Source organism: Runella sp. (assembly GCF_965279615.1).
Taxonomy (GTDB): domain Bacteria; phylum Bacteroidota; class Bacteroidia; order Cytophagales; family Spirosomataceae; genus Runella.
In genome coordinates, this window is record NZ_OZ257252.1 from 6104999 (window position 1) to 6130543 (window position 25545).

General features: G+C 43.7%; 18 protein-coding genes. 5 read left to right on the top strand and 13 right to left on the bottom strand.

Annotated elements, in window-relative coordinates:
- Positions 1–135: 135 nt before the first annotated feature.
- A complete protein-coding gene (locus ACQY73_RS25580) occupies positions 136–2712 on the bottom strand; it encodes a family 20 glycosylhydrolase (protein ID WP_428656524.1) in 2577 nt (858 codons plus the stop codon).
- A 100-nt stretch (positions 2713–2812) separates the two neighbouring features.
- Between ACQY73_RS25580 and ACQY73_RS25585 the strand changes: the two genes are divergently transcribed.
- The 3 genes from ACQY73_RS25585 to ACQY73_RS25595 all read left to right on the top strand — a co-directional run bounded on the left by ACQY73_RS25585 (position 2813) and on the right by ACQY73_RS25595 (position 7514).
- Entirely contained in the window at positions 2813–3910 is a 1098-nt protein-coding gene (locus tag ACQY73_RS25585) for an acyltransferase family protein (protein ID WP_428656526.1), read from the top strand.
- A 135-nt stretch (positions 3911–4045) separates the two neighbouring features.
- Positions 4046–4984: a metallophosphoesterase family protein gene (locus ACQY73_RS25590; RefSeq protein ID WP_428656527.1), complete on the top strand. Its 939-nt coding sequence runs from the start codon at positions 4046–4048 to the stop codon at positions 4982–4984.
- A gap of 118 nt (positions 4985–5102) precedes the next feature.
- A complete protein-coding gene (locus ACQY73_RS25595; RefSeq protein ID WP_428656529.1) occupies positions 5103–7514 on the top strand; it encodes a hypothetical protein in 2412 nt (803 codons plus the stop codon).
- Positions 7515–7516: 2 nt separating this feature from the next.
- Here ACQY73_RS25595 and ACQY73_RS25600 read toward each other — a convergent pair whose 3' ends face one another.
- Complete coding sequence (locus ACQY73_RS25600; protein ID WP_428656532.1) at positions 7517–8713, bottom strand: ATP-binding protein; 1197 nt, start codon at positions 8711–8713, stop codon at positions 7517–7519.
- A 109-nt stretch (positions 8714–8822) separates the two neighbouring features.
- On the opposite strand from ACQY73_RS25600, the gene ACQY73_RS25605 reads away from it, so the two are divergent.
- Positions 8823–10382, top strand: a complete 1560-nt coding sequence (locus ACQY73_RS25605) for a calcineurin-like phosphoesterase C-terminal domain-containing protein (RefSeq protein WP_428656534.1) — start codon at positions 8823–8825, stop codon at positions 10380–10382.
- A gap of 196 nt (positions 10383–10578) precedes the next feature.
- Here the strand turns inward: ACQY73_RS25605 and ACQY73_RS25610 are convergent, their stop codons facing one another.
- From ACQY73_RS25610 to ACQY73_RS25660, 11 genes are all read right to left on the bottom strand, one after another.
- A complete protein-coding gene (locus ACQY73_RS25610; RefSeq protein ID WP_428656536.1) occupies positions 10579–10869 on the bottom strand; it encodes a hypothetical protein in 291 nt (96 codons plus the stop codon).
- A gap of 570 nt (positions 10870–11439) precedes the next feature.
- Positions 11440–12234, bottom strand: a complete 795-nt coding sequence (locus ACQY73_RS25615) for a hypothetical protein (RefSeq protein ID WP_428656538.1) — start codon at positions 12232–12234, stop codon at positions 11440–11442.
- Between the two features lie 102 nt (positions 12235–12336).
- Entirely contained in the window at positions 12337–12624 is a 288-nt protein-coding gene (locus tag ACQY73_RS25620) for a hypothetical protein (protein WP_428656540.1), read from the bottom strand.
- A 124-nt stretch (positions 12625–12748) separates the two neighbouring features.
- The gene (locus tag ACQY73_RS25625) at positions 12749–13000 is read right to left on the bottom strand and encodes a hypothetical protein (protein ID WP_428656542.1); all 252 of its coding nucleotides are present in this window, start codon (positions 12998–13000) and stop codon (positions 12749–12751) included.
- Between the two features lie 145 nt (positions 13001–13145).
- Positions 13146–14018, bottom strand: coding sequence for a DUF808 family protein (locus ACQY73_RS25630; RefSeq protein WP_428656545.1), 873 nt, complete (start codon positions 14016–14018; stop codon positions 13146–13148).
- 526 nt (positions 14019–14544) lie between these two features.
- Positions 14545–16095, bottom strand: coding sequence for a HEAT repeat domain-containing protein (locus tag ACQY73_RS25635; RefSeq protein ID WP_428656548.1), 1551 nt, complete (start codon positions 16093–16095; stop codon positions 14545–14547).
- Between the two features lie 284 nt (positions 16096–16379).
- Positions 16380–17765, bottom strand: coding sequence for a fibronectin type III domain-containing protein (locus tag ACQY73_RS25640; RefSeq protein WP_428656550.1), 1386 nt, complete (start codon positions 17763–17765; stop codon positions 16380–16382).
- A 261-nt stretch (positions 17766–18026) separates the two neighbouring features.
- Positions 18027–19676 (bottom strand): alkaline phosphatase PafA, encoded by a 1650-nt coding sequence (pafA, locus tag ACQY73_RS25645; protein ID WP_428656552.1) that lies wholly within the window; start codon positions 19674–19676, stop codon positions 18027–18029.
- Positions 19677–19692: 16 nt separating this feature from the next.
- On the bottom strand, positions 19693–20673 hold the full coding sequence (locus ACQY73_RS25650) for a Gfo/Idh/MocA family protein (RefSeq protein WP_428656554.1): 981 nt from the start codon (positions 20671–20673) through the stop codon (positions 19693–19695).
- 20 nt (positions 20674–20693) lie between these two features.
- Positions 20694–22820: a hypothetical protein gene (locus tag ACQY73_RS25655; protein ID WP_428656557.1), complete on the bottom strand. Its 2127-nt coding sequence runs from the start codon at positions 22818–22820 to the stop codon at positions 20694–20696.
- Positions 22821–22843: 23 nt separating this feature from the next.
- Positions 22844–23665 (bottom strand): HpcH/HpaI aldolase family protein, encoded by an 822-nt coding sequence (locus ACQY73_RS25660; RefSeq protein ID WP_428656559.1) that lies wholly within the window; start codon positions 23663–23665, stop codon positions 22844–22846.
- Positions 23666–23853: 188 nt separating this feature from the next.
- Here ACQY73_RS25660 and ACQY73_RS25665 point away from each other — a divergent pair, with 188 nt between their 5' ends.
- Complete coding sequence (locus ACQY73_RS25665; RefSeq protein ID WP_428656562.1) at positions 23854–25449, top strand: sodium:solute symporter; 1596 nt, start codon at positions 23854–23856, stop codon at positions 25447–25449.
- Positions 25450–25545: the final 96 nt, after the last annotated feature.

Genomic DNA, 25545 nt, shown 5'->3' on the forward strand with positions numbered 1-25545 from the left:
ACTCTTTTTTAATCGTTTTCTGTTAATTGTGTAATTATTAACCGTTAATTGTTATTGAATATCAATATGTTATGAATATTGCTTATTATTTGAGCGTATGTTTATTTTCACCTGCCTGAATGGTATTTCTTTTGCTTATTGTATAGTTACCGTTCGACTGCATTTGCCCGAAGCATCAAAGCTTTTTAATTTGATGAGTCCGCCGACTTTTACGGGACTTTTGTATTCCGGTGATTTCTCGTTGGGCTCGCTGCCGTCAGTAGTGTAGCGAATTGCGAGGCCCGGAAAAGCTACGTTGGCTTTTAGAGTGCTGTTTTCAACGATGGCTCCCGGTAATGGTACGCGATAATTATAGCCGCCGTTGAGATAGCTCAAACGAGGCAGTTCTTTTTGGGCAAGCGTATTGACAAATACATTCCAGTTGCTCTGAATCACCTTTTCGCGCGCGACTTTGTCGGCAATGTTTTCCCAAGAACGTTCGGCACTCCAGGCGCTTTCAGCAAATCCCATCAGCTTTGGCAACGTGTAGTATTCCATCATGTCGCGCCCTTTCACGGTTTCGCTCCAGAGTTGACATTCTACCCCAATGATATTTTTGCGCGCTTCGGGTTTGAGCCGTTCTGCATTTTCAAATGTCATAGGTTTGCCCATAGCAGTGGTATACGTGGTTTTGAACATATCGTAAGGCGCAAACGTATAATTGTCGCGGGTATCCACAAATCCCGCCCAATATAGCCCCGGTTCTTTGGGGTCGTTGTTGTAGGCGAGATCAAAATAGAAATTGGTCACGTTGCAAAGGACGACCGGATAGCCTGCGTTAGCAAGACGATAGCCACGGTCCGGATCATAAACATTATTCCAAACGTAAGGAATGACATTTTTACCCGCAAATTCAGGATTCACTTTCAGGATACCGTCTTTGTCCTTAAACAACGCTACTTCTTCCCATCCGTGGACTTGCAGATTGCGTTTTTGCAACCTTGGCAGCAGGCGACGAATAAAATAGGGGTGCAGGTTATACGCGTTGCCGATGGTTGGGTCTTTTTTCAGAAGTTCCTGCGCCAAAGGCGATTTTGTCCAGGCGCCATCGGCTACTTCATCACCGCCGATGTGAAAAAGGTCCAAGGTAAGCCCTGCCTCTTTGTACATTTTGATGATTTCGTCGGTTACCTTTTCGTAGAAATGATACGTAGATTCTTTCGTTATATCTACCACATTGTCTTTGTATCCTTGCGCCGACAGATAAACTGATTTATCATCGGGGTCAATGAGCCGGTATTCGTTGGCTTCTTTTTCCTTGCCTTCTTTCATCAATCGCGCATACCGTGCCTCCATCGCCTTGATGGCCGCGTGTGCGTGTCCGGGAAGGTTTACTTCAGGAATGACTTTGATGTGGCGCGCGGTGGCGTATTTGAGAATTTCGATAAAATCAGCTTTGGAATAAAAACCGCTGCCGTGCTTGCCTTTGTCGTACGAGATCGGTCCGGAACCGTAGCCAGGATGCAGAGCGGCATCCTTGTAAGACGCAATATGTTGACGTTGTGCACCTACCTGTGTCAGTTCAGGCAATCCTTCAATTTCCAAGCGCCACCCTTCGTCTTCGGTGGTGTAGAGTAAAAAGTGATTTAACTTGTAAAAAGCCAATATATCAAGCGTACGGAGAATGGTTTCTTTATTCTGGAAATTACGGCTCACGTCGAGCTGCATACTGCGGAAATGAAAACGCGGCGCATCTTCGATTTGGACGTATGCTAATCCAATAGGGGATTTTTGGGTGTAAACAGTGGTCGGAATCATGGACACTAAACTTTGAGTGCCGTAAAAAACACCCGCTGCATCGCTTCCGATGATGGAAATACCTTTGTCGTTGATGTTGAGATGATACGCTTCTTTGCCAATTCCATTGACGGCGATCTTGCCCAATTGCAATGAAATAGTATTAGCGGCGGGCGCGGCATTTTTTACGGTAAAGTCACTTCCGGTGATGTCTTTGAGGCGTTGCGCGAGCAATTTTGCTTCGCTTTCCAGTCCTGTTTCATAATGGATAGGCGTAGAAGTTGCCAAGGTAAAGGTGCCCTTTCCTGCGGTGATTTTTACAGGCGAAGGAATTACTTTCAGCAATTGATCGGAAGTTACCGGGCTTACCGCCAAATTTTCTTTGTATTGGTATTCATGGGTAAGCGTCGGGTCTTGGTCGTTGGGACCGCGAAGCAATTGCTCTTTTTTGGTAAAAGGAACCACCGCACATTGCTCAATCTGAACGACTTGGTTCTCTTTTCCTTCTTTGTCATAAAATACAAAATACAAGCCTAAAGGCGCATCGGTTTCTTTCACAATGCCTTCGGTGCCTTTGTAAATCACGGTTACGGAATCGCCGGGAGCCAAGCGAAATCCTTTGTTGGGAGTCATTTTATACCAGTCGCCGTTGATGTGCTCAAGCCTGGCAGGTTGTGGCGTAGGGTAAGGCAGCAAAGGTCGGGGAGCCATATTAAAAAATAAAGCCCAACTGCTATCGCCCAAGGTAAGGTTTCCGTTGTTTTTTAAGTAAAATTTGGCTTCAAAAATATCATTTGGCCCCGCAAAATTGGTGACCACTTCCCACGAAACGGCAATCTTATCGGCTTGATCAAAATCGCCGCTTTCGGATGATTTACAGCCGTTAAGGGTAATGGTAACGATGAACAGGAACGCACTATATAAAATATTACGCATAATTTGCGGGGTTAAATAGCCTTAATAATACTGTGACGCGTATTAAAAATACCATTGGTTTTTGAAGTAATTTTTAACATTTACCTAATCCGACCTTTTAATGTCCTCACTAACCAACCGACTTATTTCGCTGGATGCACTGCGCGGGTTCACCATTGCGGCCATGCTTATGGTCAATTTTCCCGGAAGCGAAGAACACGTCTTTTTTACGTTGCGACATACCAAGTGGAACGGCCTTTCTTTTACCGATCTGGTAGCACCTATCTTCCTGTTTGTGGTGGGCGTTTCCATTGTTTTTGCCTATTCAAAACGAAAACAGGACGGCAGCCCAAAGGGAGAATTGTATAAGAAAATCGTCATTCGTTCTTTGAAAATATTTGCTGTCGGGATGTTTTTGAACCTCATGCCCAACTTTGATTTCAGCGATATTCGTTGGACCGGTACGCTGCACCGAATAGCGTTTGTCTTTCTGGGTTGCGCCATTTTATATTTAAATACCAATTGGAAGCAACAGGCGTGGATCGGCGCGATCATTCTGGTAGGTTATTGGTTAGCATTGACCTTGATCCCAACGCCGGGATACGAAACGGCAATGTTGGCGCCGGGTGTAAACCTTGTGGCATGGTTTGACAATCTGTTTTTGCCGGGTAAAATGTGGCAGGGCACGTGGGACCCCGAAAGCATTCTTACTACGTTTACCTCCATCGTGTCGGGGATTACGGGCATGTTGGCGGGGCAGTTGTTGCAACGCAAATTTACTCCCAACGAGAAAGTAAATTACCTCATGACAGCAGGTGTCTTTTCGGCGGCGTTGGGCTATTTTTGGGGGTTGGGTTTTCCCGTTAACGAGAATCTCTGGACGAGTTCGTTTGTGTTGGTAACCTCCGGTTTTGCGTGTTTGTTGCTTGGGGCTCTGTATTTTATGGTAGATATTTTGGGTAAAACTAAAGGAACTCAACCCGGAATCATCTTTGGAGCTAACGCCATTGCGGTGTATGTGTTGGGGGATATTCTGGCGCTATTCTTTTACGGAACTAAGTTTGGAGAACACTCACTGAACGAACACGCGGTCAATGGATTAATCAACCTCGGAGTGACGCCGAATCCGGCGAGTATGCTCTATGCGCTGTTCTTTGTTTCGGTCAATTTTATTCCCGCGTATTTTCTATACCGCAAAAAGATCTTTATCAAGTTGTAGGTACCCCACCCCTAACCCCTCGGCCGAGGGGTTAGGGGTTAATATGTCACGCCGTAGGTGTGAAACGTTTGTAGAAAACAGATAATCAATACCGAAAATTGACCTCGTAGAGGTCACCCTTCAAACATACAATACATGAAAAAGTTTTCTATCATCGGACTCATTCTGAGCATTATACTTTCCATCAATACTTTTGCCCAAAAGGTAAAAATCGGTATGTTCACGGATGTCCACGTTCCGACCATGCACGACGCCAAGGAGCGACTCACGGCGTTTATGGACAGCATGAAAACGGCTAAACCTGATTTTATCATTGAACTCGGCGATTTTGGAACTCCTGCTCCAAAATACGCTTATGGGTTTGACATTTGGAATGCATATCCCGGGCCTAAATACCACCTGATCGGTAACCACGAAATGGATGGAGGCTTTTCATTACAACAGGCCCTGGAATACCGAGGAATGCCCTCTTCTTATTATTCCTTTCAGAAAAATGGCTTCTATTTCATCGTATTGGACGGAAATGACAAGAAATCACCGGAACTGAAAGGGTACCAAGAACACATCGGTGAAAAGCAATTAGCGTGGTTAAAGGAAGAATTAGGCAAAGCCAAAACGCCCATTGTTATTTTCTCACATCAGGGATTGGGGAAAGATGGCGTAGATAATTCGGCTGATATTCGGGCGTTGTTGGAAGCACATAATGCAAAGGCTAAAAAGAATAAAATAATTGTTAATTTCTACGGCCACATCCACTACGACCGCGCCGACGAAATCAACGGAATTTGGTATGTCTGCATCAATTCTATGTCGTACAAGTGGTTAGGAGAAGAATATGGGCACGTTCGGTACAGCGAACAGGTTGATAAAGACTTTAAATGGATAAAGTATACAGCTCCTTACAAAGACCCACTGTTTACCGTTGTAGAGATATCGGCAAAAGGCACCATTACCATTTCAGGGAAGAAATCGCAATGGGTCGGTCCATCGCCGAAGGAAGTGGGTTATCCTGAAAAGAACAGCGAATACGAAGTGCCCGAAATCCGAGCACGAACCTTGAAATTTAAACCGTAGGGGCAGGCCCTGCGTCTGCCCGATAACCGCGAAAGATTTTTAACGGCATTAAAAGAGGGCGGAGGTAAACCCCGCCCCTACATTGGCAGTGTTCCATATTGTTGATAATTATGTAGTTATGAATAAATTGCTATTGCTTTTTTGTTGCGCCCTATCTTTTACCGGTTTTGGCAAAACCATTGATATTTCCAATGCGCGCATTTACACATCCATTACAGATAAACAGGTATTGCGGCGAAGTGTAGAAGTGCTGCAACAGGAAGTAAAGAAACGAAGCCAACTGGAATGGACACTTCTGAATAAACTACCATCGGACGGAAAACCGTATGTGGGCATTGCGTTGGAAAGTGATCTATCAGGATTTCCGGCAAAAGTTCGGGATGAAATTCGAAAATTATCCGCAATCAGTAATGAAGGCTTTAAGATATTAGTATTATCGGAATCAAAAGCGGTAGTGATCGTAGGGAAAGACGCTCGCGGAATTCTGTACGGCGTGGGAAGGTTGTTGCGGAAGATGGAAATGAGTCCCACACAAGTATTGCTTTCGGATGATCTGTCATTAGCCACCAGCCCGCGCTACCCTATTCGTGGGCATCAGTTGGGCTACCGGCCCAAGACCAACGCGTATGATGCCTTTACGGTAGAACAGTTTGACCAATACATTCGCGAATTGGCGCTTTTCGGAGCTAACAGCATAGAGATCGTTCCTCCCCGCACGGACGATGACGCTACGAGTCGGCACATGAAACTGCCGGCCATTAAGATGATTGCCGAACAATCGCGCATTTGCAAAGAATATGGATTGGACGTATGGATGTGGTACCCCAACATGGGTTCCAACTATGTACACGCGGATTCTATCCAAAAAGAATTGAAAGAGCGGCACGAAGTATTTGCGGCAGTGCCTCAACTGGACAATGTTTTTGTGCCCGGTGGCGACCCGGGCGAACTGGAGCCTGATGTGCTGTTTGCGTGGCTTGAAAAAATGTCAGTAGTACTGAAAAAATACCATCCCAAAGCCAAAATTTGGGTCTCGCCGCAGGTATTTCGGCCTACTAAAAAATGGTTTGATGCGTTTTATGCGCACGTCAATAAAGGGTATCCGTGGTTTGGCGGCGTGGTTTTTGGTCCTTGGGTAAAAATGCCCGTGCAGGAAATCAGACGCATAGTCAATCCTTCCATACCGATTCGTCATTACCCGGACATTACGCACAATTACAGCTCTCAATACCCGATTCCTCACTGGGATCTGGCGTATGCCATGACGCTTGGCCGTGAAAGCATCAACCCACGCCCACACGATGAAAAAATCATCCATAATGCGTTGGATGAATACGGTGCGGGAAGCATCAGCTATTCGGAAGGTACCAACGACGACGTCAATAAGTTTGTCTGGAGCGACCAGGACTGGAATCCCGACACGCCGGTCATTGAAACGTTACGTGATTATGCCCGATTGTTCTTCGGACCCGACTATCAGGAATCCGTTGCGCAGGCTATTGTGGCGTTGGAAGATAATTTGAAAGGGCCTTTGCTGACCAATGAAGGCGTGTCTCGAACATTGATGCAATGGCAGATGATGGAAGAAGATGCAACGCCGGAGATATTGCAAAATCCACGCTTTCAGATGGGATTAATTCGAGCCTATTATGATGCTTACACACGCCGCCGGCTCCTGTATGAAACGGAAGTGGAACAGGAAGCTAAAGATATTTTGGGAAGAGTACGGTCAGGAAGTTCTTTGGCAACGATTCAGCGGGCAAAAACTACGCTGGAAAAAGCGTGGCAATCACCCATTTTGCCCAATTACCGCAGAAAGTGCTTTTCATTGGCCGATTCATTGTATAAAAGCATTGGTGCTCAGTTAACTATCGCTAAACACGGGGCAATGTCAGGGCGCGGCAATTTTGTGGATAATATTGATATTCCACTCAATGATGCCCCTTATCTTTTGGATCAACTAACCAAAATTGAAAAGTTGGAAAATGAATCGGAACGACTGCAAAAAATTCACCAATTGCTTCATCGTACTGATCCGGGTTTGGGCGGATTTTACGATCATTTTGGTTCACCTGAAAGTTGGCATCGCGTGGTGTCGGACGTGGCTTGGGAAAAAGATCCGGGCAGCCTTCAATCTCCCCGCGTTGGCTTTGGTGTAGGATTGGTGGCAGAAGAATGGGTAGATGAGATCAAAGCGACGGGTTTTAAAGGAGAGGTAACGCCCCGCGCATGGATGAAACAAGTCAAAACCCTGTACGACCAACCCTTGAAAATTGCGTACAGTGAACTTGATACAAAATCATCTTACCGAATAAAGATTGCTTATACGGGACGTTTTCGTTCGCGCATGAAACTAACTACTGACGATGGTGCCGTTGTCCACGATTTTCTTCAAACGGGCGAGCAGCCTATCTTTGAATTTGACGTTCCGCAAAAATCCACCGCCGACGGAAAAATAACGTTCATTTGGAATTGCGGCGAAGGTGGGCAAGGTCCACAGGTGACGGAGATTTGGTTGATTAAGAAGTAAGATTAATATAAAAACCCAAAAAGCCAAAGTGGAATTTTAGTGCCAAATCCTATTTCTATGTCATCAGCGGCTATGTAAGCATCGGGAACAGTGGCAATTTGACGATTTGTTTTGGTTGCTCCACCCACTTCTACTGTAATGCGCCTGTCAAGTCGAAAATCGCCTTGCTCGGTATATTCCACACGATGACGAGGATGAGTTTGGCTCAAGAAAAAACTTTCCCGTAAAGTGCCTTTACCGGGGCGAGTTTCGGTAAGGGCGTATTGCAAGTTGGGATGAGCCAAATACACTTTGTCGGGTTTTTGAAGACGGGTAATACCAAAACTATCGCGGTGCAAGAGAGTCAATATGCCCAATTCTTCGAGATAATGCAGGTACTCAATGACATAGCCACGCGTAGTTTGAAGCGTTTCACTTAGCTTAGTAATATTAGGTTTTAGAGGAACACTTTCAGCAAGAACCACGAGAAATTGTTTGATTTTGTCGACCGTCGCATAGCTGATTCCGTAAGCGGCGGGTAAGTCAATTTCTAAACTGAGTCGAAGTGTTTCGGCAAGCTTTTGAGCATATACGTCCTCATTTTCAAGGAAATAAGGATAATAACCATATTCTAAATAGTTTGACCAATGAGCAAAGGGTTTAAAACTTTGAGTTAAATCGGCTGCTATTTCGGTATGACGTTTTAGTAAATCGTTTAACAAAATGGGAGGAAAAGTAATTGCTTTTTGAATTTGCAGAAACTCCCGAAATGACAAACCATGTAAAGAATACATTACTGCGCGACGGCTAAGATCACCCTTACTGCGTTCAAGATGAATAATAGACGAACCCGTAAATACAATTCGTAGGTCAGCAAAATCATCATACAGGTTTTTGATTTCCTGCGACCAATTAGTGTATCGATGTACTTCGTCAAGTAGAAGTAATTGCCCTCCCGTTCTGACAAATTCGGCTCCCAGATCGTACAAACGGTGATTGCTGAAGTACAAATCGTCCAGACTAACGTATAATGATTTGCTAAATTCGAGTTTAGACTGTTTTAAATATTGAAATAATAAGGTAGTTTTTCCTACTCCTCTTGCCCCTTTTATCCCTATGAGACGATTGCGATTCCAATCAATCTCCCGGATAGCATCACGTACGAATTCAGTACCTGTACGTTGGAGTTTTGGAAGGTATTTAGCAAATAATTGTTCCATAATGTACTTTAGAAAATACAAAAATACTATAAAAGTGTATTTTTAAAAATACACTTTTTGTAATTGACTTAACTATAAACGATATCCCCAATTTCTAATTCCTATAAAAATGAAAAACTTTATTCCAACCTTATGTCTGCTTGCGCTTGTTACTCAAGCTATTTATGCCCAAACCACCGCCACCGGAACCGTTTATAATGACCTGAATAAAAACAGACTGAAAGATGCAGGTGAACTTCCTATTGCGAACATTTGCGTTTCCAACGGTCGGGAAGTGGTGAAGACAGATAAAAATGGGAAATGGACGTTGCCAACAGGTGATGATACGGGCTTTTTTGTGATCAAACCGGCCGATTACGCCGTTCCGTTGAACAAGGATAATTTGCCTCAAAATTATTATTTACATAAACCTAACGGCTCACCTACCTCGAAAACTGAAGGCGTTGCGGCCACGGGAACTTTGCCTAAATCCATTGATTTTCCATTGTGGCAACAAAAACCGGAAAAGCAATTTTCGGTACTGTTGTTCAGCGATACGCAGGTTCGGGGCTTGACAGAAGTGAATTACGTAACGCATGATGTGGTAGAAGAATGCCTTGGGACAAATGCCCGTTTCGGAATTTCTTTGGGAGATGTTGTGGCAGATGATCCAAACTTGTTTGCTGAAATTAACGGCAGTATTGCGCAGATCGGACTGCCTTGGTATAACATCTTCGGCAATCATGATTTTAATCGCGGGGCTACCAATGATCAATTCAGTGATGAAACATTTGAGCGTTTTTATGGCCCAAGTTCCTATGCTTTTGAAGAAGGAGATGTCGCATTTATTGGCCTGAAAAACGTTTATTTCAGTCCCGACGGCAAATACAAAGGCCATTTTACGGAAGCTCAGATTGACTTTGTTAAAAATTACCTGGCAACTGTTCCGAATGAAAAGTTGGTAGTCTTGCTGATGCACATTCCGGTCGTGATCTGCGACAACCGAACGGAGTTATTTAAGTTGATCGAAAAGCGTCCGCATACATTTTCAGTTTCGGGTCATACGCATACCATGATCAATCTGTTGGTGGATGAAAAATACGGTTGGACGGCACCCGCTCCGCACCATCATTTTGTCAATGCTACGATATCGGGAAGCTGGTGGTGTGGATTGAAAGATGAAACGGGTATTCCCCACGCTACCATGAACGACGGGGCGCCCAACGGCTATTCTATTCTTACATTTGATGGAAATAAATATTCGACACGATTCAAGGCCGCCCGTCGCACTGCTGATTATCAGATGAATGTATATTGGCCGGACGAACTTACCAAAGCGGAATTAGATACTACGCATTTGCGGGTGAATGTATTTGCAGGCTCGCCTCGTTCCAAAGTAGAATTTCAATTGGCGGGTCAAAGTACATGGACGCCGTTACAACTCACTCCTCAGCGCGACCCCAACAACATGGCTATGTATCAACAAAGTCCATTTTTAGAAGCAACGGTCAATGATACAAAACTGGATAAGATCTTTGGCTGGAGCATGGATAAACCTTCGGTTTCAACCCATATTTGGCAGGGGAATCTGCCGACCGACTTGCCCGCCGGAACGCACCGAATTATTGTCAGAACGACCGATCTGTTTGGGCAGACATTTACCGCGCACCGGATTTTCAGGGTAAAATAAAAGAGGGAATAATTCCGAAGAACTATCCCCTCTTTGTATTAATCATTGCATTTTTTTGTAAACAGTTTTCGCAATTGAATTGCAATCTATTTATGTATAGGGTCAATAGAGATTTTTAAAATGTTTACCGACCTTATATTATCAATGAGATCATCATTGACACTGTTTACTTTCAGCAATGATTGTTCATTGGAAATTAGCGATTGCGTTGATCTCCTTGAGATTGAGATTGGCCGGTACGGCCGGTGTCGCTATCGTTTTCATTCCAAGATTCTTGGTCTTGATTTTGGTTGCCCGTATTGCCTTGGTTACGTTGTTCACTTTGGCTTTGGCCACCACCTTGTTGTTTTTGTTCCTGCTGCTTAGTGCCGGAGTCTTGACGTTGAGTTTGGCCTTGGTCTTGTTGAGACTTGTTACCTTGTTGTTGAGGGTTGTTGCGTTGATCAGTATCCTTGTTCTGATTTCCGCTGTTTTGATTGTTTTCCATTTTAACTTAGTATTATTTTGTTAAAAAGATGGTTTGTCGTTAACAAAGATGAAGATCTGTTTTACATGCACAAGACTTGCGGCCTTCTCACTATTTCTTCTGTTCATCTCTGTTAATTTAGAGAGTTTGTCTCTCATGCCATAAGAAGTAAAACAACCATTCCATCCCTTTTTTCGGGTTTTTCTTCGGTTTTTCGTGGTGAAAGTTTCACACTCCGGGGTACTTCTTGAACAATTATGGGGAAATAATTGTGTTTAAAAAATTATTTTTTATATTTTTTTAATAATTAAACAAAAGTTTACCTTATTTCTTCCCTTCTTTCCGCGCTTTGTATTTTTGAACCGATTTACTGACGGCTTCTCGCCCGCCTTGGCCAAATTACTAATTTCAATGCGGTAGCGTATGGCCCGCCGGCGATTTTTTGGAAAGGTAGTCAGTAACTTTTGGCGCATTTACCATGTTAGAGACAGGCGGTTTATTTTTGGTTAGGGGTGGCCTTCGGAACACCTCGGATAACGGGAAGGAGCACGAAAAATTTAATAATTAAACAGAAAATTCAGGTTAACAAAACTACTTATCGGTTGTAAGTTTTTGTTGGATTCCAAGGACAAAATCAATCGTTACGCTTGCAATATCAGCTATCTCAGAAAGGGTATGTTTACCTTTTTTTATAAGATTCGCAACAATTTTTGACTTTGCACTTATAACAAGGTAATCATTTTCCTCGTCAATGTATTTTGCCATATTCTGTATCATATCATCAAATTTTAGGTCTAATCTACGCAATTTAGATAGCACTCGCAATTGTCGTAAGTGTTTCTGAAACGAATTTTGGTCGGCTTTGGTTTCTGAAAGCCTTTGTATGATTTGGTTTAAAGCATTTTCCGGTTTTTCCTTGCCAAAGTCACTCAAAACAGCCAAAATTATTTCTTCGGGATTGTTTGAAGTGAGAAAGCGAAGATAGTCGAATTGGGTAATATTGATTAGATTGAACTGAAAATAATTGCCGTCGTCAGCCAGTACTGTTTTCATTTTTGGCTCGCCGTGACCAATAAATATTACAAATTGACGTACAGGAAGTTGATATTTTGATTTAAGCAAAATCCAATAATCAGCCATTCTATAAGCCATTTTTGCATAATCATCTACTTGAAATTCAAGATGCAAAATGAATTGTTGGCCGCTTGGGTCGGTGATGATACGTAAGGCATCGGCTTCTTTTTCTTTGGTTTGCTGCAATTTTTCCTTAATTACTTCTGCTTTTACAACCTTGAATCCCAAAACGCTGTTCATCAAAGCAGGAATTATGCTTTCAATATTCTCTTTTACGATTTTGTCGTATTGATTGCCTTCTTGTTTATTCATTTTTCGTTCTATATAGCAAAGCTACATAAAATCAGAATTTTAGGAAAATACACTTGCCGATAGCGCGAGCTTGCTGCTCACGGTATACCCCGAACAAAGGTGTTACTCTAAGTTTCTTTTTTTGATTTCGTCGTTGATTGATTTTTGTTCAGACGTAATAACCCCGCTGCCAATAATAAAAAACAGAAGAAATGGGATTAATGGTTTGTAATAAAAAGTACCTTTTCCGCCGGTGGCAACGTCTTTACCAACAGAATAGCCAAACATCACGCACACTATCAATAATGCGACAATGCCGGTGGCTACGATAAATGTATAGGTGTTTTTCAATAATTTCTTTCGCTTGAGTAACTCATGGTCAGTGAGAGAGGCTACTTTTTCCGGTTTCATTTTTTAAGTATATGTTAACGTTGTGATTGGTTGATAACTGATTGTAAATCAAGTAATAATACCTTGCGTTATGCCGAAAAGAACAGACAGCCATTCGCTTGCCATTCAGTTCGGAGCACTTACATTAAGGATTCTGCTCCCTTCTTTTGATCTCTTTATCCACCGTTTGGATACTGATGAACAAAGGCAATAATGTTCCAATCACCCCAAGTGTACCAAGTTGTCCCCAATTTTTAGTTGTGATGGCTACATACACAATAAAAATGATAGCTACGGTCATAAGACCTGCCACTGCCGCGGCTATTTTTTGGTATTTCGCTTTGGTCGCTTTGAGTTCTTCGAGGCTCTTGTTTTCGAATGAGTTGCCTTTTTTCATTTGAATGAATAGGGTTTAACGATATTTGGCTATAACTTGTTGAATAACAGGGTAATGAGTGGCTTTAAGGAGGCAATTCGCCGGCATAAGCTTTATAACCCTCCTTTACTTCTTTGGGTTTCGGTATACAAAACAGGCATTCAAATCAGGTGTTTTTTCTAAATAGCGAAAGAATTATTTTAACAGCAGACACTAAAGCTAAAGCCAATAATCCGCCCAACACACCAAAAGTAAATTCTTTTATAATGGTTGGCCACTTGGGTAAAATGTGGTGTAAATAGTCAATGTTGTGCGCAAATATACCCCCCGATACAAGTAGTAATGCTATGGTTCCTACCACCGAAAATAGTTTGATGATAACGGGCAACGTTCTTACTAATAACAGACCGAGGGTGTTTAAAAATCCTTTTTTCTTCGATTTCTCAATCAGCTTAAATCCCAAATCATCCATGCGAACCACCAGCGCTACAATGCCATAAACACCCACAGTAGCTAATATGGAAACAACCGATATGGTTAAAATTTGTATACTTAAGCTATTGTTTAAAACCGTACTTAATGCAATAATAACGATTTCAACAGAGAGGATAAAGTCGGTGGTTACGGCTGATTTTATTTTTGTTTTTTCTAAAGCAGCATCATTTTTAATTTCTCCAACTGCTGCTTGCTGTGCAGGTTGTTTTTTATGAAAGAAGTATTCTACTATTTTTTCTACACCTTCAAAGGCGAGGTAAAAACCACCCAGTATAAGTATTACGATAATGGCAGTTGGTAAAAATATATTCAGCAGTAAAGCTATTGGAATGATAATTAACTTGTTAATAAAGGAACCTTTTGTAATTGCCCATAAAACAGGGATTTCTCTGGATGACACAAAGCCGGTTGATTTTTCGGCATTTACGGCCAGGTCATCACCAAGTATTCCGGCTGTTTTTTTTGTAGCGAGCTTGGCGCTCACCGCCACGTCGTCCATCAAAGCAGCTATGTCGTCTAAAATTGCAAAAAAGCCTGATGCCATATCTTTGATTAAATGTGTTTGGAGGCCAAAGTAAATCTTTTTTTGTTAACTGCCCGGGCATGATGATGCAAAAAAGCACCTGCTTTCGGGGTGAAGTCTATAGGTTTTAATAGATCAGGAGTACGTTTCTCTAAAATTTGAGGTATGTGTCCTTCCCAACAATAGCCCTTCTCTAATAAGGGTTTTAGGGTTGCAACTTGTTTTATAACAGGATTGTTTTTAGTTCGGATTAATTATTTGGTGTTTGCTGTTTTCCTAGCTTGGGGTGCAGAACTCAGTATTTTGGAAGAGTAATTGGCAGCTTTTGGGGTACTCACCGTGTTACAAACACTCCGGTTATTTTTGGTTCGTAGTCTCTCTATGGGAGACTACGAAGGGGTGCTGCTAACGGTTCCGTGCTTTGCGTTCGGGCGTGTTTCGGAGCACAAAACTGTCAACCAGCACAGAACTTGAACAGAAGCATAAAGCTCCAAGTTTGCACGTCACCCCGCCTGACGCAAAACCCGTGTTACAAGCTGGCCTTCTGTTATTTGAAGTAAAAGTCAAGTCCATCTACTGGGTTTGTTTTAAAATATTGTTTGTCTTCTTGTGTCTCGTTTACAAAGTTAAAAATCTGTTTTGCTCTTTCAATTTCTCCTTGTTTTGGTGTCGAAAATAGTCTTACCGCTCTTGTTCTCCATATTTGTAAATATCCATACGATAATTGTCTTATGTTTTCATTTTCGTCAATTGTTCCAATCATCAAGTCGGGAATTGCTGTCCAGCCGCCAACTTTGTTGAAGAGTTTTAGCATTGATTTTTTCAAGTCAAAGTTGCTGGCTTCATAAATGCTTCTTGCCTTTGTCAATACATCCTGTCTTGGAATATGCGACAGAAAATCAATGATTACATTTCTAAGTCCAAGATATGGACTGTCAAGGTTTGCCAATGCAAAATCATAAGCACCTTCTGCGTCAAGTTTGCAAAGAGCTAAAAATGCTGTCTTTTTTACTCTTACTTTTTTGTCACCAAAGTATAACTTAACTGTTTGCGAATGCTGTTTGCCTTCGGTTTCAGCAAGTCCGCTTAAAGAACCAATTACTTGGCAGTTCGTCTGTAAGTTGTCATTGTAAAATTTCGCAAAGTCAATGCTTGATTTTTTAAGCGTAAATCTTGCAAAATATCTTATCGTAGCTGAATTGTCCGCTAAAAATTTCTTTACTATTGTTTCAAAACCGTTTTGGTCTTTCAAGCAATATAGTGTTTGAAGTCGAACATTCGCTGATTTGTCATTTAGTAATTGTTCGATTTCTGCTTGTCCAAGTTTGCCAAAGTGGTTTATTGCTAAGTTTCTAATTAAAAAATGTTTGTCAGTTAGAAACAATTTTAACTCTTGCGAATTTTCTATAAGTGAACTTGAAATGTGTCTCGCCAAAAGTATTCTTAGCTTATCTGGGTATTTCTTAAAGTTGTCAATTACATATGTTCTGTTTGTAGTAGCTATGAACTCAACAATGTCTTGGTAAATTCCGCTAAGGTCTGTCCGATCAACTTTTTGAAGCCACTCAAAAATTGGCAAATTTTCAATTAAACTGTCAATGTAATCGGTTGTTTTATAGTTCTCAATTCCATTTAGTGCGGCTTGTCGAACTGGTAAAACCCAATCTGCTAAGCGATAGATTAAAAATTGTATAGCTCTTGGACTGTCAACTTGTGAAAGTTTCTTAACAGCTTTTTCTCTTACGTATCCACTTCCGTTTAATGAACTTATTGCCAATAACTCTACATATTGTTCTTTTGGGAAATTAGCTTCATAAAAGTCAAGGTCGCTTTTTGAAATTCCGCAATGTTTAAGAGTGTCATAATATCCTTTTTTGCTGTCAATCTTTTTGAATAGGTGAGTTATTGTCTTGCAAGTGGTTTCTCTTATTTCTCTGTTGTCGTCTTTTATAAATTCTGTCAAACTGTAAATAAGACTTGGATAACCGTCATTAGCAATTTTAGTCAAGGCATTAATCTTCTCTTCGGTATTGTCCTTTGAGAAAAACCCCGTCTTGTTAGTTCTTCTTAAAACTTCTATGTATTGCCAAATTTCCATTTCTTGCTGTGTTGTCTTTTAGGCTTACTTGTAACATCTGTATATAACCCACTTAGCCCTTTTTTATCGCTTATAACCGTTTGATGTCGGCTTCTGTTGCGTATATTTTTTATTTATACGCGCCCACCACAAAATCAACCTTTTAAAAAACCGAGTATTCTCGCTCGGCACTCAACGGATGAACACTTTTAATGCCTTTTTGCAGTAATTTTACTAAGGTAAAAAACGAAAAAGGCAAAAGCAATCAGTCGCCCCAATTGCTTTTGCCTTCAATAAAAAAAGCCTTACTTCTTCGCTTCTTTCCGTTTCTTATACTCCTTAAATCGGTTGTTGTATTCTTCCAATTGTTCGGGCTTAAAACGGGTTTGGTATTCGGGAGGCAACGCCAGTCGCTCGGGAGCTAAGGTGGGTGATTTGTCTGTGAGCGTATTGCGACCCTTGGTATTTTTGGTTAAGTCAAATACGTCGTACAATTCACCCGTCACGGTGTAGGATTTGTACGAAAGCTTATTGCCGTCTACGCTGATGATCTGGTACAGCTGCGTGTTGGAACCGGCGCGATCCATCCAATCCTGCAAACCGATCGTGTACATTTTAGGCCCGCTGACCGATACCACATAAATGGGCCCATCGGGGTATTTGCGGCTTTGTCCCAAAGGCATATTCAGACCGCGTCCGTAGGTATGGTCGTGGCCTTGCAGGACTAAGTCAACGTTGTATTTCTTATAGATGGGCTCCATTTTCACGCGCCATTCGTCGTTGTTGCGCCCGTTGGCGGTCGAATAAATGGGATGGTGATGTACCGCAACAGTCCACTTATTTGGATTATTGGTCAATACGCCAACCAGCCATTCAGCCTGCGCGTCCATCACGGTCGAGTCCAATAAGGCTCCCTGCGAGTCCAGCGAAATAAAGCGAACGCCTTGGTAATCAAAATAATAAGCCGTTTCTTTCAATTTGTCGGGGCCATTTTCGGGTAACACAAAAGAAGGCCGCCAATGCATCGAAACACGGCCTTTGCCTGTCGCATCCTTAAAATATTCGTGATTGCCGGGAGTGGCCAACGTAGGCACCATACCCGTGATCCAACCACCTGCCTCAAACCACTCACCCCATTGCCAATCGGCGTTGGAAGTCGTGATCAGGTCGCCGGCATGAATCATCAGGTTGACGGAAGGCATGGTCGAATAGGCCCCGCGAATTGCCCGTGACCATAGCGAACGAATGTCATTTTGAGCATCGCCAAAGTATATAAATGAGAATGGAGCCGACTTATCTTCGGCGGTTTTGAAGTGGAACCACTCGCTCCAATGCTCGCCGGCACCTACCCGATACGCGTATTTGGTGTTTGGCTTTAGGTCTTTGAAATGTACCGAATGGTACAAAACATGTTTTCCTTCCAGAAGTACCATTTCGGAAGTGGCCGGAACGATGGTGGCTTTTTTGACAAAATCAGGTCCCGGATCTGCTTCATGAATGGCACCAACGGCATTGACAACGGAAGAGTCAGTGCGCCAATTGACCGATTGAGAAGTGGCAGGATTGCCTTGCCAACCCAAAATAAGGCGATCAGGAAAAGCAGTAGGCGTGTAAGGTTTATGCATTTGCGCATTGCCGGCAAAAACAAGCAATACGCAGGCAATGGTCAAAACAAGTGAAAGGTTTTTCATGTGGTTTTGTTGTTAAAACGTAACGGTCAATTACGTCTCATGAGTAAAAATTTAAACTTACATTATGATGTGGAGAATATGAATTTTGTGCTGTTATTAAACTCTTAAATTTTCAAACATAAATCGTGCAACGGGTTTTATGATGTATTTAGGTTTTGAGAAACCTAAACGGCCGATTTGAGAATCGGCCTTCACGGGAAAGGTGCTTTCGGGTTCTCAAACCCGAAAACAACGGCTGAAGGCAGCAAAGCACTTTCCCATTTATTTAAGCGCTTCCATAACCGGATTTCCTACGTTGCCACTCGGCGGTAAAATATGCAATAATGCCGAAAGGGTCGGTGCAATATCAGCGATGGTAGTGCGGCGGAGCGTTTCTCCCTGCTTTACGCCCCAACCGTATAATACAAAAGGAACGTGCGTGTCATAATTGTGGGGCGTGCCGTGATCGGTGCCGATGCCATCGCCCGCAAACCAACCCGACTGCACAATGATCTGCACGTCGCCGCTGCGCTTGGCGTTCACATTGTTTTTGTAAAGTTCTAATTGATAGGAATTCAGGTCAGCGGTATGCAGGCTTTTTAAATTAATAACGTCGGCAATGCCGGGCATGGGCAACAGCGCCTCACGCACCACTTGATAAGCAGTTTCCTGAGAAATTTTCTTTTCTTTCAATAAGGCTTTGTTAAAATAAAGTTGATAGTTTTCACTTCCTACAATGTACTTTCCGCTGCCAAATGCTTCATTTAATGCCTTTTGAAGGGTACTGTACAAAACTTTTACGTCGATCAGACCGGCGGGCAATTTATGTTGTTTCCAAAACGCCGGCACATCCATCGCCCCATGATCGGCAGATAGAAAAACGGTGTAATTATCCTTGCCCACCCACGAATCCAACGTTGTGAGCAGATCGGCAAATTCCAGATCAAGGCGCAGGTAAATATCTTCCTGCTCAACCGAAGTAGGGCCAAAGGCATGACCGATGCGGTCGGGAGTGGAGAAACTGATGGCCAGAAAATCAGTGTCTTTGCCTTTACCTAAATTCTCTCCTTTGAGCGCCGCAATCGCCATGTCTTTGGTCATGGTGTTTCCCCAAGGTGTGGACGTAACCGCACCAAAGGCACTGCCCGCCTGTCCCATCAATTCGTACGGAAAAACCGGCTTTGCGGCTCCTGCCAACTTGGTTTCGTAGGGTTGGTCGTCGGGCGTGCTTTCTACGTAGGCTTCAATGGGTAGTAATGTTTTCCAACCGTTTTTGGTGTACTCGGCGGGAAGTTTGCGGGCGTTGAACTCATTTGCCCATTGGGGTAATTCGTTGGTATAGAAAGTGCTCGTAACCCAATTCCCGGTTTTGGAATCGTACCAATATGCACCCGTGGCGGTATGGCCGGCGGGCAAAATAGAGCCGCGATCTTTGATGGCAACACCGATGGTTTTGGAACGAAAGTTATTGGCAATCCGCAATTGATCGGTCACAGTGCTGGTGAGCAGATTACGTGGCGACATTTTACCTGCCGATGTGTTTGAGCTGCCCACGATTTTTGCGGTGGTATCCTCTACACAATACACGCTTCTGTCGGCAAAAGTATCGTACCAATCATTGCCCACAATGCCGTTGATGGCCGGAATAGAACCCGTATAAATGGCCGCGTGCCCTGCGGCCGTTACGGTCAGTGCGTAATGATAATGATTATTGCGACAATTGAAACCGCCATTGAGCAGGCGTTTGAAACCGCCTTCGCTGTATTTGTCGTAGAAACGATAGAGATAATCATAACGCATCTGGTCGACCACAATGCCCACGACCAATTTGGGACGAGCCAACGGTGGTGTTGGTTTTGTTTTCTTTGGTGTTTGCGCCATTAGGGCAACATTTACCAAAAGAAAAGTGATGAGTAAATACCCTTTTTTCACAAAAATGATCTTTAAATTATTTAGCCGTGATCTGATCCATTATGGCATTAGACCTGGCTCCCGTTTCGCCCGTACTTGGGCAAGTGCCTTCTCCCCGCAATTCCTGCACAATGGTGTCGATCAATGGTTGTTGTACGTGGTCAGGGTACGGAATTAAATATTCACCCATCGCGTCAACGGCTTCTACTTTGATGGTAAATCGTTCGAAAAACGAAAACGTGATCTTTCCTTTAGAGCCAATGAGTTGGGCTTCGTCGAGGCGCTGTTCTTTGTTGAGCGTATAGCACCAGCTTCCGGTACCTAACACACCTGATTCAAACTCAAAATTGGCCACTACAATGTCGTCAGCTTCGTACAATCCTGCCTGATTTCGAGCAATACCTTTGGCAGTCTTGATGGGGCCGAGTACATATTCCAGAAAATCGAACTGGTGAGAGGCCAGATCGTGAAAGTGTCCGCCGCCTGAAATTTCGGGGTCAACACGCCAGCGCGGTTGCGCATTTTCGCCGATTTCTTCGGAATAGGGATTATAGTGAATTTGGATTGTTACCAGACGAATATCACCGATTACTTTTTGATCGATCAATTCTTTCAGTTTTACAAAATAAGGCAACGTACGACGATAATACGCCACAAAAAGCGGCACACCCGTTTCGCGACTTACTTGGTTCATGGCTTCGCATTCGGCGGCGTTGCGTGCCATTGGTTTTTCTACATACACAGCCTTGCCCGCTTTCATGGCTTTTGTCGCGTATTCGAGATGAACATCCGGGGGCGTAGCAATGTAAACGGCATTTACTTCGGGGTCGTTGATCAGGTCATCTACGCTGGTATACCACTTCGATACGCCGTGGCGTTGAGCATAATCAGCGGCTTTTTCGGCGCTTCTGCCCATCACGGCTACCAACGATGAATTCGGCACTTTGCTAAAAGCCGGCCCGCTTTTCTTTTCAGTTACGTTGCCACAGCCAATCATTCCCCATTTAATTTGTTTCATAAAGTGTGTCAATTAGTGTTCTATTTGTGTTGGGCATTTTTCAGGTTGGGCTTTGAACGCCACGCAGCTTCCGGCCCAAAACGCGTGAAATAATATTTTTTATCCAGTTTTTCGTAGTCGGGATAATGGTAGACCGCGCGATTGGTCAGCAGAAAAAATACACTTGAGATCGCCACTGCGCCAATCGTCATCCAACGCGCTTTTTTATACAAAGGCTCAAAGGAAGAAAGATTACCAATCACCAATGTTTCTTTTTCTTTGGGTAATGTCAATACGAGTAAGGTAGCCACAATGGCGTTGAAAGTAATGACCCATTCAGTCAATAACCGTGAAGGCCCCCAGCCCACGAGGGCACGCTCAAAATTGCCGACAATCATTACCCACAGTAAGATCAAAAACAGCAATTGCCCTTTCCCTAACCACGTTTTGGGAATAAGCGCCAACGGTTCCTGAAAATGCCTTCGGATGACAAGCACAACCATACCAAGCAGCAACAGCCAAGTCAGATTAAACCAACCATCGGGCGTAAGATGCAGGAAATCAACGTGAGGAAGTCTTCCTATATAAGGAGCATCCCAAAGCGCCGGTGCCGTACTTTCTGTTCCATCTGCCTGAGTAACTGTTTGTTTCCACACGGTGGGGTTGAGTTGGTCACTCCATTCTTTGACGTTTTTAAATAAGTTAACGTAAGGGATTCCGATCAATACAAAAACGGTGGTAAAGCCTAATGCCCATTTTTCATTGGGAATTTTGGAAGGAGCAATGGGATGTGTTTTAATTCGGGTTGCCAGAATTGCCAAAATCGTTGCAATAGCGAGGCCGTTTACAAATCCATAACTTTGTTCCAGAAAACTGTGCCAATTCTGCTGCTGCCAATTTGCCCAATCTGCCAGATTTTTTTGGTATGCTTCGCTCGTGATGGATGTTCCGTCGGCACCGAGTATGCGCGGATTTCCCGGTACCATCAACAGTTGTTTGATCCATTGAATTCCCGAAAAACCCAGCCCTCCAATCGTGCCGCTTACGATTGATGCATACGCTACCGCCAAGTAATTATTTCTACGCATCCACAGTGTCATTCCCACAAAAACGCCCGTAATTCCCGCCCAGTCGTCGCTGCGGGGTGGAGTCATGCGGAGGCCGCCATATTGCGTAAAAAATAAACTTCCCAAGACCGGAAAGACCAAAAATGAAATAAGCCAACCGCCGGCCATGTAAGCAATGAGCGAAGAGCCGTCGCGGAATTTGCCAAAACGAATAAAGTAAACTGTAATACCTATTATGATTCCGATAACCCACCCAATATGTTGTGGATAATCGCCAAACCATTGCGGCCAGTTGTTGAGAAAATTATGCGCATCAAAAGCAGGTTTTCCCGTTTCGAGACTGATATAGCTTGAATCACCTAATGAATAAGTAAGGAGCGAGGCAAGCGAATGATCAAGCCCGACTTTCTGTAAGAGCCACTGAATACCCCAACCAATCAAACCACCTGCGAAGATAAAAGCGATGAGTAAAAAGCCGTTTTTTTCCCGTCGTTGCCACAGATCATAGATTCCTGCGGCGAGCAACGCAAAGAAGGCCGCCAAATAATCGGCGTCAAACCAATACAGCGGACTTTTATGACGTGACCACGTATGGTCAAACCCGATGCCCGATTGAAGCCAATTGGCGATAGGGTCTTCTATTTGATCCTGTAAAAACCATACGACAAAAAGCAAAAAGACGGGCTTGGTAAGTTGAACCAAACGGTCCTTTTCGGCGACGGCCGCCAATGCTGTACCCGCGCCACCCAGAGAGGCCCACAAAAAACCAATGTAAAACAACCCTGCATAACCGTACCATTGCGAAGGCGCATGACCGCTTTCGGTAGAAGAAATGACCTGCATATAGGAAACAGAGCCGCCAAATCCCCAACCAATGGCCCCGAAAAAAGCAAAGTAAAGCACGCGTTCGCGCCAGTCATTACGTCCGGACAATAAACAACCTGTAATGGCGGCCAAACAACCCGCAAAAGCTGCGCCGTATTCGTGACCGAAATTGCCGCGAATTCCCCAGCCGATGGATAATGAAATTCCTACCAACAAAAAAGTACTGAGTCGCCAACCGGGTGATTGATTTGCGGTTAAGTTTAAGCGGTTTGCCATTCGTTTTTGATGCGTTGAAAAAATTAAACTACAAATGAACCGCTGTCTGACGCAGGAAGATCGCCGGCGGCTTGTTTAATGATACTTAGATCATGTTGTAAACGTTGCACAAAAAGCGCTACGTCAAAACTGTGTACAACGATGTTTGCCCCTTCTTTCATCCACTTTATCTGACGTTCGGGTTCCAACGAAAAGTGAATGCCGATGGCAAGTCCTCTGGCGCGCGTTTTATGAATGATGGTACGAACAGTGGCTTCAAATTCAGGATGATCGTATTGCTCGGGCAAACCTAAACTAACCGACAGGTCGTGCGGACCGATAAAAACCGCATCCAATCCCGGTACGGACAAAAGATCATCCAGCCTTTCTACGGCCGGCACGCTTTCGATGTTGGCAATGCAGATCGTAGCGGCGTTAAAATTGGTAATGTATTGTTTTAATTCAGGCGTCATTTCTTCGACGCCTCTCAGATAATTATACATTTTTTCTCCCTTAAGCGGCTTGAATTTTGTGGCTCCCACCAAGTCCTGAATTTGGGCAACCGATTCCAAATAAGGAGCTACTACACCCAGCGCCCCCCCGTCGATGACCTGACATGCAAGGTAAGGGTCGGGGCTTGGAATACGGACAATGGGCGTAATGCCTAATGCCTTGAAAATCTGGCACATTTTGGCCAATTCAGCACGGTCGAGCGGAATATGTTCGGTATCAATAAAAACAAAATCAACGCCTGTGCGCTTGATCGCGGCGGGCCACATGGGTGCAGTTGAAGTGATACATGTGCCATACACATTCTGGCCGTTTTTTAATTTTTGGAGTAATGTAGGAGTAATTGCGGTGCTCATGAGTCTTCCTGATTTGGATAGAAATAGTACTTATCGTTGCGTGAATAAGGCTACTTTCCGGGCAGACTATTTTGCCGGGCCGATAGTCTTAATCCGGTAAAAAAAGGTATTAAGGCATTAGGAAACATTTTTAGAAACCAGATTATAAGTAACAGGAATAACCGTGCAGAAGCACCTAAACCCGAAACATGAAGAACCTTCCGATCATTGATGTAATTATCATCCTGCTGTATTTAGCGGGAATGGTAGGCGTTGGCGTGTATTTTTCCCGAAAAAACAGTCGTGAAAGCAGCAACAATGCCGAGCAATTTACCACCGCCTCCGGGCAGATCCCGGGCTGGGCCATCGGTATGTCCATTTACGCTACTTTTTTGAGCAGCAATACATTTTTGGGGGTTCCCGGCAAAGCCTTCGGCAGCAATTGGAACTCCTTTGTATTCAGCCTTTCCATGCCGTTGGCGGCGTGGGTGGCCACCAAGTTTTTCATTCCTTTTTACCGTAATACAGGCGAGGTCTCGGCGTACACCAATCTGGAAAACCGTTTCGGGCCTTGGGCACGTACCTATGCCGTAGTGTGCTTCCTGCTGACGCAGTTGGCTCGTATGGGATCAATATTCTTCGGCATTGCGCTTAGCTTACAAGCCCTCACCGGCTATCCAATGGCTACGATCATGGTGGTTGTGGGCATTTGTATTATTCTGTATACCGTGTTGGGCGGTATGGAAGCGGTGATCTGGACGGAAGTGGTGCAGGGGGTGATAAAAACGGCCGGAGCGGTGATTATTTTGTGGTTGGTCGTGGACGGAATGTCCGGTGGTGTAGGTAAGATCATTGACATCGGACAGGCAGATAATAAATTCAGTTTGGGAAGTTATGCGCCCGATTTTACCCAGCCGACGTTTTGGGTAGTGTTGCTGTATGGATTTTTTATGAACCTGAATAACTTCGGGATGGACCAAAACTACGTACAGCGTTATCATACCACCACTTCTATCAAAGAAGCGGCCAAATCGGTGTGGTTGTGTGTGTATCTTTATGTGCCTATTTCGTTGATATTTTTTGTGTTGGGTTCATGTTTGTACGCTTACTATCAATCCAATCCGGAATTGTTGGAAGCCGTAAAAATGCAGGCTGCTACGGATCGTTTGCCCGGCGGAACGCAGGAAGCCATCAAACAATTGGCTGCAACGCTCAAACCAAGTGATTTTGGCGATAAAGTAATGCCGCATTTTATGGTTACCAAAGTGCCGGCGGGTTTGTTAGGGCTGATCGTGGCGGCAATTTTATCGGCGGCCATGAGTACCATCAGTTCGGGAATGAATGCTTCGGCCACTGTGTTTTCGGTGGATATTTATCAGCGTTATTTTAAATCAAATCTGACCGGTCAGCAGTCACTTAGATTGCTGTACATTGCTACTACGGTTTTTGGATTGATGGGAATGGTTACGGGAATTGCCATGATCGGTGTCAAGAGTATTCTGGATGTGTGGTGGGTGCTTTCGGGAATTTTTGCGGGCGGTATGTTGGGGCTGTTTCTATTGGGGATCATCTCACGTCAGACCCGTAATGCAGAAGCCCTCACGGCGACTATGATTGGTTTGCTCGTAATTCTTTGGATGACTTTTTCAGCTCAATTGCCCGAATCTTATGCCTACCTGCGAAGTGCCTTCCATCCCAATATGATCATTGTAGTAGGTACCTTGACTATCTTTTTAGTGGGCGTATTGTTAACGAAAATACGTCGTAAAACACCTGAAAAGGCAGAAAAGCAGCCCGTAGCCTAAGTGTAATTGCAATTTTTGGGAGCTTTGGCACGTTTGTTGATTTTGGGTATTATACAACACCCTAATCCTCAAAATCCAATGGAAGCACCAAAAGAA

Excerpts from the sequence above, each read along its gene's own strand:
- ACQY73_RS25580 (WP_428656524.1), bottom strand. The coding sequence starts at position 2,712 with ATGCGTAATATTTTATATAGTGCGTTCCTGTTCATCGTTACCATTACC.
- ACQY73_RS25585 (WP_428656526.1), top strand. The coding sequence starts at position 2,813 with ATGTCCTCACTAACCAACCGACTTATTTCGCTGGATGCACTGCGCGGG.
- ACQY73_RS25590 (WP_428656527.1), top strand. The coding sequence starts at position 4,046 with ATGAAAAAGTTTTCTATCATCGGACTCATTCTGAGCATTATACTTTCC.
- ACQY73_RS25595 (WP_428656529.1), top strand. The coding sequence starts at position 5,103 with ATGAATAAATTGCTATTGCTTTTTTGTTGCGCCCTATCTTTTACCGGT.
- ACQY73_RS25600 (WP_428656532.1), bottom strand. The coding sequence starts at position 8,713 with ATGGAACAATTATTTGCTAAATACCTTCCAAAACTCCAACGTACAGGT.
- ACQY73_RS25605 (WP_428656534.1), top strand. The coding sequence starts at position 8,823 with ATGAAAAACTTTATTCCAACCTTATGTCTGCTTGCGCTTGTTACTCAA.
- ACQY73_RS25610 (WP_428656536.1), bottom strand. The coding sequence starts at position 10,869 with ATGGAAAACAATCAAAACAGCGGAAATCAGAACAAGGATACTGATCAA.
- ACQY73_RS25615 (WP_428656538.1), bottom strand. The coding sequence starts at position 12,234 with ATGAATAAACAAGAAGGCAATCAATACGACAAAATCGTAAAAGAGAAT.
- ACQY73_RS25620 (WP_428656540.1), bottom strand. The coding sequence starts at position 12,624 with ATGAAACCGGAAAAAGTAGCCTCTCTCACTGACCATGAGTTACTCAAG.
- ACQY73_RS25625 (WP_428656542.1), bottom strand. The coding sequence starts at position 13,000 with ATGAAAAAAGGCAACTCATTCGAAAACAAGAGCCTCGAAGAACTCAAA.
- ACQY73_RS25630 (WP_428656545.1), bottom strand. The coding sequence starts at position 14,018 with ATGGCATCAGGCTTTTTTGCAATTTTAGACGACATAGCTGCTTTGATG.
- ACQY73_RS25635 (WP_428656548.1), bottom strand. The coding sequence starts at position 16,095 with ATGGAAATTTGGCAATACATAGAAGTTTTAAGAAGAACTAACAAGACG.
- ACQY73_RS25640 (WP_428656550.1), bottom strand. The coding sequence starts at position 17,765 with ATGAAAAACCTTTCACTTGTTTTGACCATTGCCTGCGTATTGCTTGTT.
- ACQY73_RS25650 (WP_428656554.1), bottom strand. The coding sequence starts at position 20,673 with ATGAAACAAATTAAATGGGGAATGATTGGCTGTGGCAACGTAACTGAA.
- ACQY73_RS25655 (WP_428656557.1), bottom strand. The coding sequence starts at position 22,820 with ATGGCAAACCGCTTAAACTTAACCGCAAATCAATCACCCGGTTGGCGA.
- ACQY73_RS25660 (WP_428656559.1), bottom strand. The coding sequence starts at position 23,665 with ATGAGCACCGCAATTACTCCTACATTACTCCAAAAATTAAAAAACGGC.
- ACQY73_RS25665 (WP_428656562.1), top strand. The coding sequence starts at position 23,854 with ATGAAGAACCTTCCGATCATTGATGTAATTATCATCCTGCTGTATTTA.